The following is a 17,830-nucleotide window of genomic DNA, read 5'->3' on the forward strand; positions in this document are numbered from 1 at the left end:
TTAATTTTTAAGGTGGGATTTGAACAATGAAATATTTTCTGGGCTGTCCCATTCTTTGGCGCCCATGTGTTCGTAAACGAGATTACCTTCTCCATCTATAATGTATGAGGCTGGAAGAGAGTATATATTGAGCGCTTCAAGCCCCATTCCTAACTTGGCAAAATCGAACGTATAGTCATTTTTTGCAATAAAGTTTTCTATTTTATCATGCTCCTCATTAGAAACGGCAATGAATACATATCCTTCACTTTCAAGTTTTGCCTTAGCCCTTTCTATTGAAGGCATTTCTTTCAAACATGGGCCACACCAAGTTGCCCAAACGTTTACAAAGGCCATTTTCCCTTTCAAGTCTGCCACGGTCAGTGCTTTACCGTCCATGGTTTTTAAATCGAGCTTATCGAAAAATGGTTTTTCTTCTTTAGCGTTATTGCAGCCTACAAGTAGTCCGATAAGACCAAAACTCACTATATATCGAATGTAGATCATGATGTAGCTATTTTGAATGATACTTTTATTTCAGCCCAACTGATTGAAATTTCTCCGGTATTGTTATCTACAGAATTAACCTCGTAGAGTAAATGTTCCTGAATAGTTTCTAGTTTTTCAGGCACCAGCTGTAGTCTTAAAACATCCTTAGCTTGGTCATAGTTGTCGGCCAAATGCTGGTTGTAATCGGTGTTTATGATCAGTGTCCATTCAGTTTTACCCGGTATGGTAAACAAGGCGTATTTGCCTTTGCTTATCTTATTTCCATTAAGTTCTACATCGGTAGAAAATTCTATAGAAGTGGCACTGTGGGCTCCTGTTACCCATACTTCATTATAGGCCACCAAGCCTCCATAAATGTTTCTTCCTCTTACTCCTGGTGAATAATAGTCTATTTGTACCTGAGTGTTTCCAATTGTGTTTTTGGCAGAGGCTGCTGGGCTTTTGGGCTTAGCTACTTCTTCAGTGGCTGTAGGCTCTTTGAGTTCTTCAACCTGTTTCTTTTCTCCAGCGCATGCATAAAGCATAAAGCTTAGCGCAATGCTAAAAAGTAAGGTTATAGTTTTCGGTTTCATTTGAATTGGTTTAAGGTTGAACCAGTGAGGTACTCTCTCTTGTAAAGCGCCTCTCTGTGTTTGATTTTAGATTTGATTTTGGTTAGCTGTAACTGCAATAGCTTTTGTTGCGTGGCCAATAGGTCTTCGAAATTACGGTTGTCATTAGTGTATTCACTGATCAGAATACTCAGTAAAGTCTGTGTTTTATTTACCTCACTATCAATTTGATTTAGCTCTTTAAGTGCAGCCTGAATATCGAATTCAGTAGTGTTCCATGTGTTTCGTAGCTGATTTTGTAAGCCGTAGTACTGTCCTGTGATTACTTCTTTTTTAAGCTCGGCTTCTTTAATAACAGATTGATTTTTTTTGCCAAAAATGGGTAAGCTAACGGTTACCATGGGCATTAATACATCTTTACCGTTATCGGCCATGGTCATGTCTTTGCGCTTGTTTACCATCACATAATCTAAGCCTACACCTATATTGGGCTTTCTTTTAAGCTGAGCAAGAATAACCTCGCTGTCTACTGCTTCTAAATTTGCTTGAACAGCCTTAATTCCTGGTTGATTAACCAATACTGAGTCTAATGAGGCATCATGCTCGTTATTAATTTCCAACGACTCGTTGATAATTACCTCGGTAGTTAAGTCGCGATTCAGTAGGGTATTGAAATCTCCAAGTAGGCTGGCTTTTTTAAGCTCAAGTAATTCTAGTTTTGTTTGCGATTGCTCAATGGTAATCTGCACTCTTACCAAATCTGTTAATGAGACTAAACTGGCTTCGTACTTAGTTTTGGTTATGGGTTCATAGGAGCGCAGAATCCTTAGATTTTCTGTAGTAATCCTTATTTCTTCTTGAACCTCAAAAAGAAGCAACCATTTGGTTTTCACGTTAAGAAAAAGAAGGTTTTTAGCTTCTTCAAATTCTTCGAACCGAGCTTTGGCAATCATTGTTGCTGCTTGCTCTTTGGTTTTGAGCGTACCCATCCACGGAAACATCTGTGAAATAGACAACTTAAGTTGTTGAGCGCCTACACGGGTTTCTACTGGCGAAATGAAATAACCAAAACTAAGATTTGGGTCTGGTAAAACGCCTTGCTGATTTACATTTTCTAAGGCAACTAAATATTGATTGTACTTAGTTTTTAAAGAGGGGTTTTGTTCTGCAGCAATTTTAAGATAACCATTAAGATGGGTTTGGGCACTAAGACCCATTCCCATCAATATCCATACACCACAGATAAAAAAAATCTTACTCCAAGAGAAGTACCTACTTTGTTTCCTCAGTAGAGCACAAAACAATTGAATGATTAAATTTAAATATGATTTATTGCCATTCCTATTGCCAATAATAGGAACGGTGTAAAAGCTAACCTGATTTATCGAATTTGGTGACAATTGGCTCATATTGATTTCATTTTTGATGATGATCGGAACTGCGCATCCTTGTAGTAGGAGTAAAGCACAGGAACAACAAACAGTGTAATCAAGGCAATCAGCATTCCTCCAAAGGATGGAATTGCCATTGGAATCATTACATCAGAACCTCTTCCTGAAGAAGTTAAAACAGGCAATAGTGCGAGTAAAGTAGTGGCGGTTGTCATTAAACAAGGTCGAACTCTTCTTTTGCCTGCCTCAATCACCAAGGCCCTTGTTTCTTCCTTGTTTAGGTTTTCCTTTCCTTCAAAAGATTGAGAGAGGTAAGTAGCAATCAAAACGCCATCATCTGTGGCAATTCCAAACAGAGCAATAAAGCCTACCCAAACCGCTACACTTAAATTGATTGGGCTGATCTGGAAAAGGTCGCGCATATTAGTGCCGAACAAACTGAAGTCGAGAAAGCCATCCCAACCGTAGAGCCCCAACATAAGAAAACCTCCGCCAAAGGCCACTGCAATTCCGGAAAATACCATCATTGTAACCGATACCGATTTGAACTGGAAATAGAGAATCAAGAAAATAACGGCCAGTACAATTGGAATTACAATGGCAAGCCGAGCCTCAGCTCTTTGTTGGTTTTGATAATTCCCTGCAAACTTGAATGATACTCCAGCTGGAACTTTCAATTCACCCGCTGCTATTTTTTGATCAATCAATTTTTGAGATTGCTCCACCACATCAGTTTCGGCATATCCCGTCTTTTTATCGAAGATCACATAACCAACAAGGAAGGTGTCTTCACTTTTAATCATTTGCGCGCCTTGGGTGTACTCTATGCTGGCCAATTGCCCAAGCGGAATTTGCCCATTAGATGGTGTTGGAATCAGAATGCTTTTGAGCGCTTCTGGGTCATCTCTTAACTCTCTAGGGTAGCGAACTCTGATAGGATATCGCTCTCTGCCTTCAACCGTTTTGGAGAGTTCCATACCACCAACCGCTACTTGTAAATACTGCTGAACTTGTACAACGCTTAAGCCATATAAGGCCAATGCTTCACGGTCTAAATTGATGAGCAGATAAGGTTTGCCTACAATTCGTTCAGCAAAAACCGATTGAGTTTTTACCGAAGGCACTTCTTTCAGAATATCTTCAAGCTGTAGGCCGAACGCTTCAATGGTAGCCAAATCTGGTCCTTTTACTTTTATGCCCATGGGCGCCCTCATGCCAGTTTGCAACATCACAAGACGAGTTTCTATGGGTTGTAATTTTGGAGCTGAAGTAACACCCGGTAAACGAGTAGCTTCTACAATTTCATTCCAAATATCATCTGGAGAAGAAATATGGTCTCGCCACTGACGAAAGTAAGAACCATCTTCATCGGGAATTAAGTTGCCTTTTTCATCACGTACAAATTCTCCATCTTCCTTCTTAAAGCGAAGCCTTCTTCCGTTTTCATCGGTGAGGTATTCGCTTTTGTAGTTGATTACATTTTCATACATCGAGATGGGCGCAGGGTCTAGAGCACTTTCGGTTCTTCCTAATTTCCCCACCACAGATTCAATTTCAGGAATAGCGGTTACCGCCATGTCTAAATTTTTGAGCACCTCGAGATTTTGAGCCATTCCTGCGTGTGGCATACTAGTAGGCATTAGTAGGAAAGAGCCCTCGTCTAATGAAGGCATAAACTCTTTACCGATACCTGGGAAAGTGTGGTTCAGGTTTGAATAGGTTTTGTTCGTACGAACTGAGTCACCGAAAGTGGCAGGAATAAAGCCAAATACTTTATCGAAACCCTGCCAAATGGTAATTCCTAATAAAACAATGAAAGTCGGGACAAGTAAAAATTTCAATCGGTTTTGTAAACACCAGTCCAGAATTCTTGGATAGAAATGAATAAACAGATTAAAAAAGCCTAAGGTAATTCCGATAATGAGTGCAACGAAAATAAAGTTGACCAAACCACTTACTTGAGCTCCTAATGGCATCCATTCTTGACTTAGTAGTATGGTAATGGCTAATAAAGAGATAGCAATAGCCCCGTATTTCAAGAAGCTAAGAGAGGGAATGAAATGGCGAACGATATTTAAAATACCGAATGCTATCAATACCCATCCAGCAAAGGAATAGGAGAGGGTTAAGGCCCAAATTCCAAAAACAATAAGCCCAATGTTGAGTGCTAACTTTAGATTTTTGCCTTTAGGTTTAAAACCAAAGCACCAATAAGCCATTGTTGGCAGAATGATTAACGCAACAATGATGGCTGCAATCAGAGCAAAACTCTTAGTGTAAGCCAAAGGAGAAAATAATTTACCCTCGGCAGCTTGCAAAGTGAAGACAGGGATAAAACTGACAATTGTAGTTAGAACAGCTGTGATAATGGCCGATGCAATTTCTTGACTAGCCTCTAAAATTGTTTTCAAAAGCGGCTGATCCTTCTTCTCATCCAAGTGTTGCGTAATGTTCTCCGTGAGTACAATCCCCACATCTACCATAGTGCCAATGGCGATGGCAATTCCAGACAAGGCCACAATATTGGCATCTACGCCAAAATAGCGCATGGCAATAAAACACATCAGTACTGCAATCGGCAGCAAGCTGGAAATCAGAATGGAGGCCCTTAGGTTAAAGAGCATTACCAATACCACCACAACCGTAATTAGAATTTCTAGCGTTAGTGCTTCTTCCAAAGTGCCGATGGTTTCCTTAATCAACTTGGTACGGTCATAAAAAGGCACAATAGTAAGTTTAGAAACTGTACCATCTTCCAATGTTTTAGAAGGTAAGCCTTGGCTGATTTCTTCAATTTTTAGCTTCACATTATCAATTACGGCCATTGGGTTAGCTCCATAACGAGAGACTACCACACCGCCCACAGCTTCTGCTCCCGATTTATCCAAAGCACCTCTTCTGGCCATTGGCCCTAAAGAAACATGAGCCACATCTTTGACGAGAATTGGTGTATTGGAATTTGACTTTACAACCGCATTTTCTAAATCAGCAAGACTTTTAACATAGCCTAAACCCCTTACTAGATACTCTGCTCGGTTAATTTCTAAAGTTTTTGCTCCAATATCTTGGTTCGATTCCTTGACGGCTTTAACCACTTGATCTAAAGAAACACCATAACCTTCCATGGCATTTGGATCAATATCCACTTGATACTCCTTTACAAAACCACCTACAGAGGCAACCTCCGATACACCTTCAGCTGAGGCCAAAGCATACCTAACCGTGTAGTCCTGAACCGTTCTAATTTCTTGGGGATCCCAACCGCCAGAAGGGTTTCCGTTTTCATCTCTTCCTTCAATTGTGTACCAGAAAATTTGGCCTAACCCAGTAGCATCTGGGCCTAAGGCCGGTTGTGTGCCTTCGGGAAGAAGCCCTTTTGGGAGTGAATTCAATTTTTCCAGAATTCTACTTCTGCTCCAATAGAACTCTATGTCCTCATTGAAAATAATGTAGATAGAAGAAACTCCGAAAATGGAAGAGCTTCGAATGGTTTTCACCCCAGGAATTCCTAATAGGGAAGAGGTAAGCGGATAAGTGATTTGATCATCAATATCTTGTGGTGACCTTCCAGCCCATTCGGTAAAAACGATTTGTTGGTTCTCACCAATATCAGGAATAGCGTCTACAGGTACAGGGTCTTTGGGTAGGCTGATATCCCAATCGAATGGAGCGGTTACTAAGCCCCACCCCACAAAGGCCACCATAAAAAGAAAGGTGACAAGTCGGTTTTCTAAAAAGAATTTAATTAGTCTATTGATCATTGAAGTATGTGTTACAATCAGAAAATGACGGTTTTGCCTAAGAGATAGGCAGATCAGCACAAATCAATTCAATTAGATTTTATTCCAGATTAAAAATGGAATAAGATGACTTTCTAAAAAGGCACAGTTAAACCTAACCTATGATAAGGCCGATTAAGACTGTAATGCAGCAGGGATTTTAAGGGAATGGTATGCGATATAGAGGTCAAGTTTGGGGACATCGGGTGGGCCTGTGTTCTTAACTTCTACTTTTTCTTCTTGTTCGTCCATAACCACCAAGAATGTGCTGTACGGAACTTCATAAAGAAGATGATAATTGGCGTTAGGAATGTCGTTAAGTACAGAGGCCTGTTGTGTGTCTTCGATTTTGGTTAAAGACCACTCATCCTCACAACAGTCTTTCATGCTTTTATGCATTTCAGCAGACATGTTGCACTTTTTTTCCTGTTGCTTGAATAGTGCAGTCTCCTTTACTCTACCCATACAAACATGCTGACCAACCAATATTCCTGTGCTGGCTAGCAAGTAAAGTGTAGTGAATAATATGGTAACTGATTTTTTCAAGTTGGCCAAATATACGGAAGTTTTAGAATATGGTTTAAGAAAAGGTGAATCCCCTTCTATCCGATACTGTTTCCATTCTATAGTAGCGCTTACTATTTTTCCATTGATCAACCATATTAGTATATCATGAATAAGAAAATTTTACTTACACTAATGGTCTTTATAGGGCTGTTAGGCTCTGTTTCGGCTCAAAAAATCGACATGTCACTTTTGGAAGACATGAAGCCAAGGAGCATTGGCCCAGCTGGAGCAAGTGGTAGGATAACCGCCTTTGATGTAGAGCTTAATAACCCCGATATAATTTACGCTGGTACCGCTGCTGGCGGTTTATGGGTGTCTGAAAACGGAGGCTCCACTTGGGATGTTCTGTTTGATGATGGTAAATCAGCTTCAATAGGTTCTATTGCCATTAATCAAAATAATCCGAATGAAATTTGGGTAGGAACTGGCGAAGGAAACCCACGAAATAGCATGAACAATGGTGCTGGAATTTATAAGACCATTGATAAAGGAAGAACTTGGGAGTTTTTAGGATTAGAAAAAACGAACGGTATTCACAGAATTATCCTCAACCCGAATGATCCAAAAATAGCAGTAGTTGCAGCTACAGGTACACCTTGGGGCGAAAATCCAGAGCGAGGTATTTATAAAACTATAGATGGAGGAAAAACCTGGACTAAGACCTTATACATAGATGTAAAAACTGGAGCTGCCGATCTGGTAGTTGATCCTTCAAACCCAAACAAACTCATTGCAGCCATGTGGGAACACAGAAGATGGCCTTGGTTTTTTAATTCAGGCGGAACAGGCTCTGGCATATTTGTGAGTTTAGATGGCGGAGACACTTGGGATAGAATAACAGCCGAAGATGGTTTGCCAAAAGGTGATTTAGGCCGAATCGGTTTGGCTTTTGCCCCTTCTGATCCCAACAGGGTTTACGCTTATGTAGAGTCAAAATCGAATGCTATTTTCCGTTCAGATGATGGCGGCTTTAACTGGCAGCAGGTTTCAAAAGATGGGGACAGGAATATAGGCGGAAGACCTTTTTATTATGCTGATATTTATGTTGATCCAATCAATGAAAATCGAATTTACAGTATCCATTCCACTGTAACTGTTTCTGAAGATGGAGGAAAAACTTGGAGCAGTTTTGTGTCTGGTGGAAGAGTACATACCGATCACCACGCTTGGTGGATTCACCCAGAAGACCCTTCTTATATTTTAGATGGACACGATGGCGGACTTACTTATACCAGAGATCGCGGTAAGAACTGGCATTTTGTAGAGAGCCTTCCGCTTACACAGTTTTACCATGTTCGAGTAGATAATGACATCCCTTATAACATTTATGGTGGAGCGCAAGATAATGGTTCATGGCGTGGGCCAAGCCAATCTTGGTTCAGAGGCGGAATTCGTAATTTTTACTGGCAACGACTGAGTACTGGCGATGGTTTTGACATGGCACCCGATCCAAGAGATAATCGCTACGGCTGGTCAATGGGGCAGGGCGGAAATCTAAATTATTATGATAGAGTAACGGGCTTAATGAACAAAGTTCGTCCAGTTCATCCAGAAGGAGCTGCTTTACGCTTTAATTGGAATGCGGCTTTAGAAGTAGACAAGATTGATAAATCTGTAGCCTATTACGGCAGTCAGTTCTTACATAAAACCAACGACCGTGGAGCTTCATGGGAAATCATTTCACCTGATTTGACAACCAATGACCCCGCTAAACAAGATTACAAATCGGGTGGGCTTACTTACGATAATACTGATGCTGAAAATCACACTACCATTACTGCAATCGGGCCAAGTCCGAAGCAAGCAGGTGTAATTTGGGTAGGTACAGATGATGGCAATGTTCAAGTGACCCAAGATGGAGGTAAAACTTGGAACAATGTAGTGAGCAACATGAAAGGACTTCCTGCCAATGCTTGGATTACGCAAGTTCAACCTTCTGAATACGATGCCGCAGAGGCTTTTGTGGTCATAGATAACCACAGAATGCACGATTGGACGCCTTATGTTTATCATACCAAGAATTTTGGCCGCACATGGACAAGGCTTGTGGATGATACCGATATGAGAGGTGCAACCTTGAGTTTTGTACAAGACCCAATTGAACCAAAATTGATGTTTACAGGAACTGAATTTGGTCTTTGGGTAAGTATAGATGCAGGTACCACTTGGTCGCAATGGACCAATGGTTACGGTACACTTCCAACCCAAGACATGGTAATTCACCCAAGAGAACACGATTTGGTGATTGCTACTTTCGGCAGGTCTTTTTGGGTGTTGGATGATATTCGTCCGCTACGGGCAATGGCTGCCATGGGAATGAAAAATTTGTTAGATAAGCAGGTACAGGCTTTCGATGCGCCAGATGCATATAAAGCCTTTATTGGTGAATCTTTTGGCTACCGCGCCAACTTGGTAGGTGACGCCATTTTTGAAGGTGATAATCGCTCTCCAAACGCCATGATCTCTTTCTATTTTAAAGGGAAGGATGACAAAACAGAACGTGTTAAGGTTGAAATTCTTGATGACAAAGGAGTCGTTGTGAAAACCATAAATCAAAATGCAAAGAATGGTTTGAACCGTTTGGAATGGAGGCTAGATTCTGATGGAGCAGATCCATCGGCTGGCCGTTTTTCTCGTGGGCCAGATGTTTTCCCTGGTAAGTACACCATTCGCGTGAGCTATAAAAACGAGCAAAGTGAAGCCAAAGTGAATGTTTTTGCAGATCCACGAATTGAAGTGAATATGCAAGATATGGTTGCCAAAAGAGCATTTATGGAGAAGTATAATCAGTTACAGAGTAAGGTAAACTCTATGACAACTGATTTGCGAAATGCAAAAGCTGCTATTGAAAAAGTGAATGCAAGGGTGAGAGAAGAAGAAAAATCGGTGGAAGACCCAGTAATCAAACGTGGACAAGAAATGATTAAAGCCATTGACGAATTGTATTACCAGATTAACAGCAAGCCTGCACCTCAAGGGAGTTACAGTGACGGAACAGTGCTGTCAGCTAAATTAGGCTTGGTAAGAGGAGCAATGCAATCGGTTCAGTTGCCAATCACTAAAAATGATGAAACGGCAATGTGGCTCATCGAAGCAGCTATTCCTCCAATGGAAGCTAAGGTAAAGGCCCTTTTAGCAAATGACTTTGCGGCTTACAAAAGCTATGTTAATGGTTTAGGACTAAAGTTGATTTCTGATAAGTAGCTTTCATTTCAATAATACCGAGAACGGAAAAGGCCAGACTTTCTTGAAAGCCTGACCTTTTTGTTTGAGATTTTTAAGTACTACCTAATGTAGAAACTCGCTCCTAAAGTGATGTTCGACATATTGAGAGTTAAGCCATAGTTTTCTGTTCCTCCTGAGTCTTTGTTATAACCTATCATTCCATAGTTCATGTCTAGGGCGAATTTTGGTGACATAAAGTAGGTCATTCCTGGAGATAACTTAATATCTACTGCATCGTTACTGGCATTTGATCCTGCAAAGCCGTAAATGAAAGATGGCTCAAGGTATAAGTAAAAGTTTTCCACTACAGATTTATGGAAACGAGCGTAGGCGCCAACGTTAAATAGATCAGTAGTTGTTGTTCCCGAAAATTTAACATTTGTATAGCCTAATACTCCACCTAAACTTGTTGTTTCTGAAAGAAAGACACCAGCTTTCGGTGAAATCGTTACTCTTGAAACGTCCGTTCCTCCAGATGTCTCTGTTTTATTGAATCCAACATTTCCTGTAATCTGCACATCCCCTTTTTGAATCTGGGCAAAAGCCATGGTGCTCACCATTAGAATTGCCATTGTAAAAATTAACTTTTTCATGATAATGTTTTTGAGTTTTAAAAATGATTTAACCTTTAGACGGAATAGAAGGTTTTAGAACCTTCTATTTAGTACCGCAGGAAAAATAATTATTTTAACGGAAATAATAGGCTGTTAGTAATAAGCTTGAATGAAAATAGATCAATTTGAAAGTTTAATACGTCTATAATTAAAGCCTATATTTTTAGTTGTCAAAGTATTTTCGCCTTAAGAAAGTCATCTTCATTCACTGTAGCATCCTCGCTTGTATCAACATCCATATAGATTTTCCAGGTGCCATCTACTCTTTTTAAAGTCACACTGAATTTACCGTAGAGGTGTTCAGACTTGAAGCCTGCGTAGCGCGTTAGCCTATATATACCTGTTTCATAAGCCCAGTCTCCTTTTTGTATTCGATTCGTAAAACTAAACTGAATTCGCTGTTTGATTTTATGCTCGTTCCAAAGGTTAAACATATTGAGGTTGGAATCTTTGTATTCTCTACCTACCAATATTTGATTTTGATCGATGGGTATTCGGAGTACATCGTCTGTATGGATGTAATTGAAAAGACTGGCGTTTAAATCTTGATAGGCTTGCATAAAGTTATACCAAACATCCCTATTGATTTTTTCTTGTTCCGATTGCGCAAATGTGCTTGAGGAGAACATGACAAGCATAGCTCCGAGTAAAAGTTTTTTCATAATTAATGACCTTATAAAAGCAACGGGAGTAAAACTGAAATCTTGCTTTGATTGTCGGGTTTTAGGAAATAAAAAGCCAGAGTCACTTTAGTAACCCTGGCTTGAAATTCATTTTATAAAATGCTTAGCGCTTCTGAAGCAATAAACTATTCGATTTATTTTGAAGCAAATCAGGATTATTAAAGAGCGCTAATGCCTGAACATAAATCTCATTGGTCTGGTTGTAAATCTTATAGAAAGCGTTGTCGTCATAAGTATCTCTTGCCAATTGAGCTTTGATCAGATACACCAAAAAATGCTTTGACTTGCGATACTCCCTTTCCCTGAATTTAACACCATTTGCTTTTCCAATCTCAATCACCTGATTAAGCATAGCCTCGGTTACCTCAAATTCTTCATTGAATTTCTCAAAGTCCCAGTCATTCAAGTACTTGTTGTTGTCTCTGTAGTCTAGCGTAAATTCTTTCACCGAATTGCTAGAGAAAAGTCGATTTACATAAGCTGTTGCATAGGTAGTATCTAGCGGCACAAAATAGTCGGGCATGATTCCGCCACCTCCATAAACAGTTCTACCTGAAGCTGTTTCATAAGCTAAGTCTTTATTGAAATGTACACTGTCTTGGGTGAAAAGTTCACCAGAAACAAAACGTTGGTAATAATCAGAAGCATAAGCCTCTTCACCGTCATCATATGGCTTTTGAATAGAGCGGCCGCTTGGGGTGTAATAGCGAGCAATAGTCATTCGCAGTTCCGAACCATCTTTTAAGTCAAAAGGCAATTGAACCAAGCCCTTGCCAAATGACCTTCTTCCAATAATCAAAGCTCTGTCGTTGTCTTGCAAAGCACCGGCAACAATTTCTGAAGCAGAAGCACTTCCTTCATTCATTAAAACGGTAACAGCACCCTCTTCAAAAATTCCGCGTTTCGTAGCCCTAGCCTCAGTATCATATTTTGAGCCTTGTCCTTTCTGGCTTACAATCAACTGACCATCAGAAAGCAATTCATCAGAGATGTTAATAGCAGCACTCATATAACCACCTCCATTGTTTTGCAAATCCAAAATCAGTTTGGTCATACCTTGCTCTTTTAGGCTTTCTAGGGCAGATTTAAATTCAGCATAAGTGTTTTCGGCAAACTTATTTACTTTAATATAGCCTACCTCATCGTCTACCATATAGCCAGCATCTACAGAATATTGAGGAATAGCATTACGCTTTAATTTAAAATCAATCAATTCATCATTGCCTTTTCTTACAACAGAAATGGCCACTTCAGTACCCCTTGGGCCTCTTAATAGGTCGAAAACCTGACGATTGTCCATTCCAATTCCAGCAATGTTTTCGCCATCTACTTTCACTATTTTGTCTCCTGCCAAAATACCAGCTTTTTCAGAAGGGCCACCAGCCAAGGGTGTTACTACATATAGGGTGTCTCTAAGCAAGTTGAATTCAACCCCTATACCATCGAAACTTGCACGTAGCTGACTTTCGGCTATTTCTCTGTCTTGTGGAGGAATGTAAATTGTGTGAGGGTCTAGTTTATCAAGCATCTGACTGATTGACTCCTCCAATAAATCTTCTGTGTCTACCGAATCCACATAATCATGCTCTATATAATCCATCAATTGAGTGAATTTTTGTATAGAAGCACTGTATTTGCTACTTCCACTTGGGGTAGAAAAGTTTGAACCAATCCAGATGCCTACAATAAGGACAGCGGAAAGCAGTAAAGGTAAACGGATTTGTTTTTGAGAATTATTGGGTTCACTCACGGTATTGCAAAATTTTGAATTCGGTAAAATTAACTATTTCGCTCAAACAAAATATTCTGTTTGAGCATAGTAACATAGAAACGAAATGCGTTGGTTTGTGTTTAAATTAAAATTTAAGACTGTCAATCGAGATACAGATCGCTTAAAATTTATTATTTTAGCTGAATAGTCAAATTCGAATGCAAGGTATACAAGAACGGACGATCAATGATTTAGTAGCGGAAAACTATGTTAGGGCTTCGGTACTCTATTATTTTGGAGTGAATTTTTATGATAACCAAGAACGGACTTTGAAAGAGGTTTGTACCTCTTGTGGCTTAAATATCAAAACTGTAATCAGGAGTTTGGAGTCTGAAAATAAGACAAAAGAGGTGAATGAACTTAGGTTAATGGCTTACCCAATCGACCTTGTGGTAGAGTATCTTAAGCATTCTCATTCTGTATTTGTTAAAAAGCGTTTGGCTTATATTGCCCAATTAATCGATAGTTTGGGAGTGGTAAATTATCGTTACCAAAGTTTGGCGCATGATCTAAAAATGGTTTTTCCATTGTTTGTAGAAGATTTCATTCATCATATTCACGAAGAGGAAGATTCTCTTTTTGTCTACATTCAACAGCTTAGAGATTTCCTTTCGGGAGAAAATCATGGTACCAAGCTTTTCTACACCATGGAAAAAACATCCATCCATGAATTTGCTGTAGACCACGAAGAGCATGAGCACGAAATGGATGGTTTACGAAAAATCACCAATAACTATACGTATTGCGAAGAAGCAGACTTACACATCAAAGTGCTTTATGAAGAGCTGAAAGCCTTTGAAGAAGATTTGCTTATGCATGCTAAAATTGAAGATGATATTCTTTTGCCAAAGGCACTTCAGTTAGAAAAACTGGTCAAACTTCGTTTTTACGATATTATCAAACAGAATTAATGGGCAGAATCCTCGCCATAGATTATGGCAGAAAACGCGTTGGCTTGGCCGTTACCGATCCACTTCAAATTATAGCTTCCCCCTTAGATACCATTCATAGTAAGGATGTAATCCAGTATTTGAAAGATTACGATAAGGCAGAAAATATTGAAGCTTTTGTACTTGGAATGCCAATGAATTTGAATAATCAGCCTACTGACGCAACTTTGGGCGCTCAGCAATTTGAGAACCTACTTAAAAAGCAATTTCCAGAAAAACCCGTTTATTTGCAGGACGAAAGATTTACCTCCAAAATGGCCATGGACGCAATGATAGCCGGAGGGATGAAAAAAAAGGATAGAAGAGAAAAAGGAAACATAGATAAAATAAGCGCAACAATTATTTTACAGTCCTTTTTAGAAAGCAAATAGCATGATTTACCCAATAGTAGCTTACGGAGACACTGTTTTAAGGAAAGAAGCCAAGGAGTTTCATCGAGATTCTGAAGATCTTACAAAGTTAGTCGAGGCAATGTACGACACCATGAATAATGCCAATGGTGTTGGTTTGGCAGCTCCGCAAATAGGAATGTCCAAAAGGCTTTTTGTGATCGATTCCACCAAAATGGAAGAGGAAGAAGGAAAAGGTATCAAACGCGTTTTTATTAATCCTGAGATTTTAGACGAATACGGTGAAGAATGGAGTTTTGAAGAAGGATGCTTGAGTATTCCAGATGTACATGGCGATATCCTTCGTCCTGAAAAACTTACTATTCGCTATTTCGATGAGCTTTGGAATGAGCACGAAGAGGAGTTCGATGAAATGACTGCCCGAGTGATTCAGCATGAATACGATCACCTCAATGGGGTTCTTTTTACGGACTATATCAAAGGCTTAAAAAAGCAGATGCTTCGAGCAAAATTGCTTAATATCTCAAAAGGATCGATAAAAACAGACTACCGAATGCGATTCCCAAGCAAGAAGTAGTCAAGAGTGTAAAGAGAAAACTTTTATGGTTTTAACTAAAGTCGGACGGCACGTCAGACTTGGGGATTACGAATACTTCTGCGAAAAATTTGAGGCTTTAAATATTCTAAATTAAGGTCGGCACCGAAGGTCAGACCTTAATTTAGAATTAGATCAAATTCGGACGGTACGTCAGACTTGCGTACTAGTTATGGCTAAACAATGTATTCCTCAACCCTTCTTCAATCACTACTCCGTAGGAATCTTCTAAAAAGGTTTGTTCATTCACATCAATGAGATTAAAGGCAATCTCCTTTTTACAAAGCGAGCCGTTTCTCATGAGTGAATAATCCCTGAAAGATGAAAACTCCCAATCTTCTATTTTATCGACTAAGCCAGCTTTCCACGGGTTTTGGTGGATGTATTGAAAACAGATAAAAGCTTGATTCGAATCAACCATTAATTTGGATTTAGTTTTTTGCCGAAATAATGATCCTGAACGATCATGCTTTTTATTAAAATCTAAAGCATATTGACTCAGTAGTAACCTAAAGCTATTACTAAGTCGGGTAACTTCTATATTTCCTTGCTTAACAAGCTCAGTTGACTTTTCTGTTACATTAAGAAGAAAATGGAAATGGTTTGGCATCAGGCAATAGGCCAAAATATCGCAATGGGGTTTTACAAATTGTCTCACCTTTTTTAAGAACATTAGATAATCATTGTAACCTTCAAAAATAGCTTGCCTATTGTTTCCTTGGTTGTAGACATGATAGATGTTGTCTGATTGTAATTCCATAATTCTTCAAATTATGAATATTCCTTAAAAGACATAGGCCTTTATATTTCAGATCATTCGGCCTGACCTTCGGTGCCGACCTTAATTCAGAATTAGATCAAAGTCTGAATGGCACGTCAAACTGGAGGCTAGGCCAGGAAGTGCGAGTATTTCTCGAAAAAATCAGGCTTGAAACACTATAGCATCAGGCCTGACCTTTGGTGCTGGTCTGGTAGCAGGTGGCAATACTATTACTAACTAAAAGCTCCCCCCGTTCGAACCAAGGATTGTCACTAATACAATTACAAGCTTTGTTCAGAAGCATTAATCCCTATTTTTGTGGATTCCTTAAAAACCATAAAACCGAATTATGCAGCAACTCAACGATTTTCTTTCCCTGATAGATAGCTATATAGGTAGTGCAGGATGGTTCCCATTTGCTTTGTTAGGCGTGGGTCTGTTTTTCACTATTTATCTTAAATTTCCTCAAATAAGATATTTTGGCTTCGCCTTTAAAGTAGTACGTGGAAAATTTGACAGGGCTGGAGATCAGGGAGATACATCGCATTTTCAAGCTTTAACTACAGCGCTTTCAGGTACGGTTGGTACTGGAAATATTGCAGGTGTTGCACTTGCTGTTCATTTAGGAGGTCCTGCAGCATTATTTTGGATGGTAGTTACTGCCGCCATTGGTATGTGTACCAAATTTGTGGAGGTTACGCTTTCTCATAAGTACCGTGAAGTAGCCGAAGACGGTACAATGGCCGGAGGGCCTATGTACTACATGAAAAATAAGTTGAATATGAAGTGGCTTGCGGTGGTATTCGCAATTGCTACTGTTCTTTCTTCTTTCGGAACGGGCAACATGCCTCAGATCAATAGTATATCCTCAGCATTAAAATCAACCTTCGCCATTGAACCTTGGATGACAGGAGCTGTTTTGTCTCTCATTTTGGCATTTGTGATTATTGGGGGAATCAAAAGAATTGCATCAGTTACTGAAAAGTTAGTGCCAGCAATGGCTATCGTTTACTTCTTAGGTTGCTTCTCTGTTATTTTCGCAAACCTCGGAAACCTAATTCCATCCATCACTTCAATTTTCACAAGCTTGTTTACTACCACAGCGGCAACTGGAGGGTTCTTAGGAGCAACCATAATGTACGCCTTCAATGTTGGGGTAGGTAGAGGATTATTTTCAAATGAAGCAGGTCAAGGTTCTGCACCAATTGCCCACGCATCGGCCAAAGGGCATGAGCCAGTATCTGAAGGAATGGTGGCTATTTTAGAGCCGTTTATTGACACCATCATTATCTGTTCTATTACAGGTCTAACCCTTCTTTCTTCAGGTGTTTGGCAAGAAAAACATTTAAATGATTTTGCAGTAACCGACATGTCGATTTTGGCTGGGCATGATTATACAGACGACAACAAGGCTGGAAGAGTAGCCTTGAAAGAGCATTTATCTGGTGAAAACCCATTACCTGTTTTTGACGGAATGCTTCAGGTAGAAAATGGAAAAATAACGAGTAATGTAACCGTGATTCATGCGCGATCTCTGGCTGAAGACATTACTGTAAATGAATATTTTGGAGGAGGGCCTCTCACAGGAGAGGTTGCCATTTCAAATGGAAAACCAGTTGATGGAAGGATCTCTTTTTACGGAAAGTCCTTGATCCATAGTGTTCCACTTACGGCAATTGCCTTTACAAAAGGTTGGTTTGGAGAATACGGCCAGTACATAGTATCCATTGGCATTCTACTGTTTGCTTTTAGTACAGCAATTTCATGGTCTTATTATGGAGATAGAGCAATGACATTCTTGTGGGGCTCGGGCTCAGTTAAATATTATAGAATTGTATATGTAGCCGGCTTCTTTATTGCCGCCATTGCCGATACTACTATAATTTGGACTGTAGCCGCAATTGCCATTGCGGTAATGACCTTGCCAAACCTTTTGGGTATTTTCTTACTGAGAAAGGATATGAAGAGTACAATTGCTGATTATTGGAAAGGGATGAAGGAGGAATATCCTGATGAGAAAACCCCTGAATAATACTTTGGTTTAAGAATATTTTGAGCCGCCTTAAATAAACTTGAGGCGGCTCTTTTGTTTTCATTCAACTAAA

Annotated in this window: 14 protein-coding genes; 5 read left to right on the forward strand and 9 right to left on the reverse strand. The window is 39.7% G+C overall.

Annotated features, from left to right (window positions below):
- The 5 genes from AAC026_RS18155 to AAC026_RS18175 form a co-directional block, all read right to left on the reverse strand.
- A complete protein-coding gene (locus tag AAC026_RS18155; protein ID WP_339701072.1) occupies window positions 1–486 on the reverse strand; it encodes a TlpA disulfide reductase family protein in 486 nt (161 codons plus the stop codon).
- Complete coding sequence (locus AAC026_RS18160; RefSeq protein ID WP_339701075.1) at window positions 483–1,061, reverse strand: DUF2911 domain-containing protein; 579 nt, start codon at window positions 1,059–1,061, stop codon at window positions 483–485. The genes AAC026_RS18155 and AAC026_RS18160 overlap by 4 nt, the downstream gene beginning before the upstream one ends.
- Entirely contained in the window at window positions 1,058–2,449 is a 1,392-nt protein-coding gene (locus AAC026_RS18165; protein WP_339701078.1) for a TolC family protein, read from the reverse strand. The genes AAC026_RS18160 and AAC026_RS18165 overlap by 4 nt, the downstream gene beginning before the upstream one ends.
- Entirely contained in the window at window positions 2,446–6,192 is a 3,747-nt protein-coding gene (locus tag AAC026_RS18170) for an efflux RND transporter permease subunit (protein ID WP_339701081.1), read from the reverse strand. The genes AAC026_RS18165 and AAC026_RS18170 overlap by 4 nt, the downstream gene beginning before the upstream one ends.
- A 153-nt stretch (window positions 6,193–6,345) precedes the next feature.
- Window positions 6,346–6,756, reverse strand: coding sequence for a hypothetical protein (locus AAC026_RS18175; protein WP_339701084.1), 411 nt, complete (start codon window positions 6,754–6,756; stop codon window positions 6,346–6,348).
- A 126-nt stretch (window positions 6,757–6,882) separates the two neighbouring features.
- Here AAC026_RS18175 and AAC026_RS18180 point away from each other — a divergent pair, with 126 nt between their 5' ends.
- Window positions 6,883–9,981 (forward strand): hypothetical protein, encoded by a 3,099-nt coding sequence (locus tag AAC026_RS18180; protein ID WP_339701087.1) that lies wholly within the window; start codon window positions 6,883–6,885, stop codon window positions 9,979–9,981.
- An 80-nt stretch (window positions 9,982–10,061) separates the two neighbouring features.
- Here the strand turns inward: AAC026_RS18180 and AAC026_RS18185 are convergent, their stop codons facing one another.
- From AAC026_RS18185 to AAC026_RS18195, 3 genes are all read right to left on the reverse strand, one after another.
- Window positions 10,062–10,595, reverse strand: coding sequence for an outer membrane beta-barrel protein (locus AAC026_RS18185; protein ID WP_339701089.1), 534 nt, complete (start codon window positions 10,593–10,595; stop codon window positions 10,062–10,064).
- Between the two features lie 191 nt (window positions 10,596–10,786).
- Window positions 10,787–11,278 carry a hypothetical protein gene (locus tag AAC026_RS18190; protein WP_339701092.1) on the reverse strand — a complete coding sequence of 164 codons (492 nt, stop codon included), beginning with the start codon at window positions 11,276–11,278 and terminating at the stop codon, window positions 10,787–10,789.
- 124 nt (window positions 11,279–11,402) lie between these two features.
- Complete coding sequence (locus AAC026_RS18195; RefSeq protein WP_339701095.1) at window positions 11,403–13,049, reverse strand: S41 family peptidase; 1,647 nt, start codon at window positions 13,047–13,049, stop codon at window positions 11,403–11,405.
- Between the two features lie 179 nt (window positions 13,050–13,228).
- On the opposite strand from AAC026_RS18195, the gene AAC026_RS18200 reads away from it, so the two are divergent.
- The 3 genes from AAC026_RS18200 to def are packed head-to-tail and all read left to right on the forward strand — an operon-like array spanning window position 13,229 to window position 14,947.
- On the forward strand, window positions 13,229–13,981 hold the full coding sequence (locus AAC026_RS18200) for an iron-sulfur cluster repair di-iron protein (RefSeq protein WP_339608835.1): 753 nt from the start codon (window positions 13,229–13,231) through the stop codon (window positions 13,979–13,981).
- Window positions 13,981–14,391 (forward strand): Holliday junction resolvase RuvX, encoded by a 411-nt coding sequence (gene ruvX / locus AAC026_RS18205; protein ID WP_339608834.1) that lies wholly within the window; start codon window positions 13,981–13,983, stop codon window positions 14,389–14,391. The genes AAC026_RS18200 and ruvX overlap by 1 nt, the downstream gene beginning before the upstream one ends.
- Window position 14,392: 1 nt before the next feature.
- Window positions 14,393–14,947: a peptide deformylase gene (gene def / locus AAC026_RS18210; RefSeq protein WP_339701098.1), complete on the forward strand. Its 555-nt coding sequence runs from the start codon at window positions 14,393–14,395 to the stop codon at window positions 14,945–14,947.
- 184 nt (window positions 14,948–15,131) lie between these two features.
- Here def and AAC026_RS18215 read toward each other — a convergent pair whose 3' ends face one another.
- Window positions 15,132–15,725, reverse strand: coding sequence for a transposase (locus AAC026_RS18215; RefSeq protein WP_339608832.1), 594 nt, complete (start codon window positions 15,723–15,725; stop codon window positions 15,132–15,134).
- A 349-nt stretch (window positions 15,726–16,074) separates the two neighbouring features.
- Between AAC026_RS18215 and AAC026_RS18220 the strand changes: the two genes are divergently transcribed.
- A complete protein-coding gene (locus AAC026_RS18220) occupies window positions 16,075–17,757 on the forward strand; it encodes a sodium:alanine symporter family protein (RefSeq protein WP_339701101.1) in 1,683 nt (560 codons plus the stop codon).
- The last annotated feature ends 73 nt before the right edge of the window (window positions 17,758–17,830 follow it).

It is taken from the genome of uncultured Roseivirga sp. (genome assembly GCF_963973945.1).
GTDB lineage: Bacteria > Bacteroidota > Bacteroidia > Cytophagales > Cyclobacteriaceae > Roseivirga.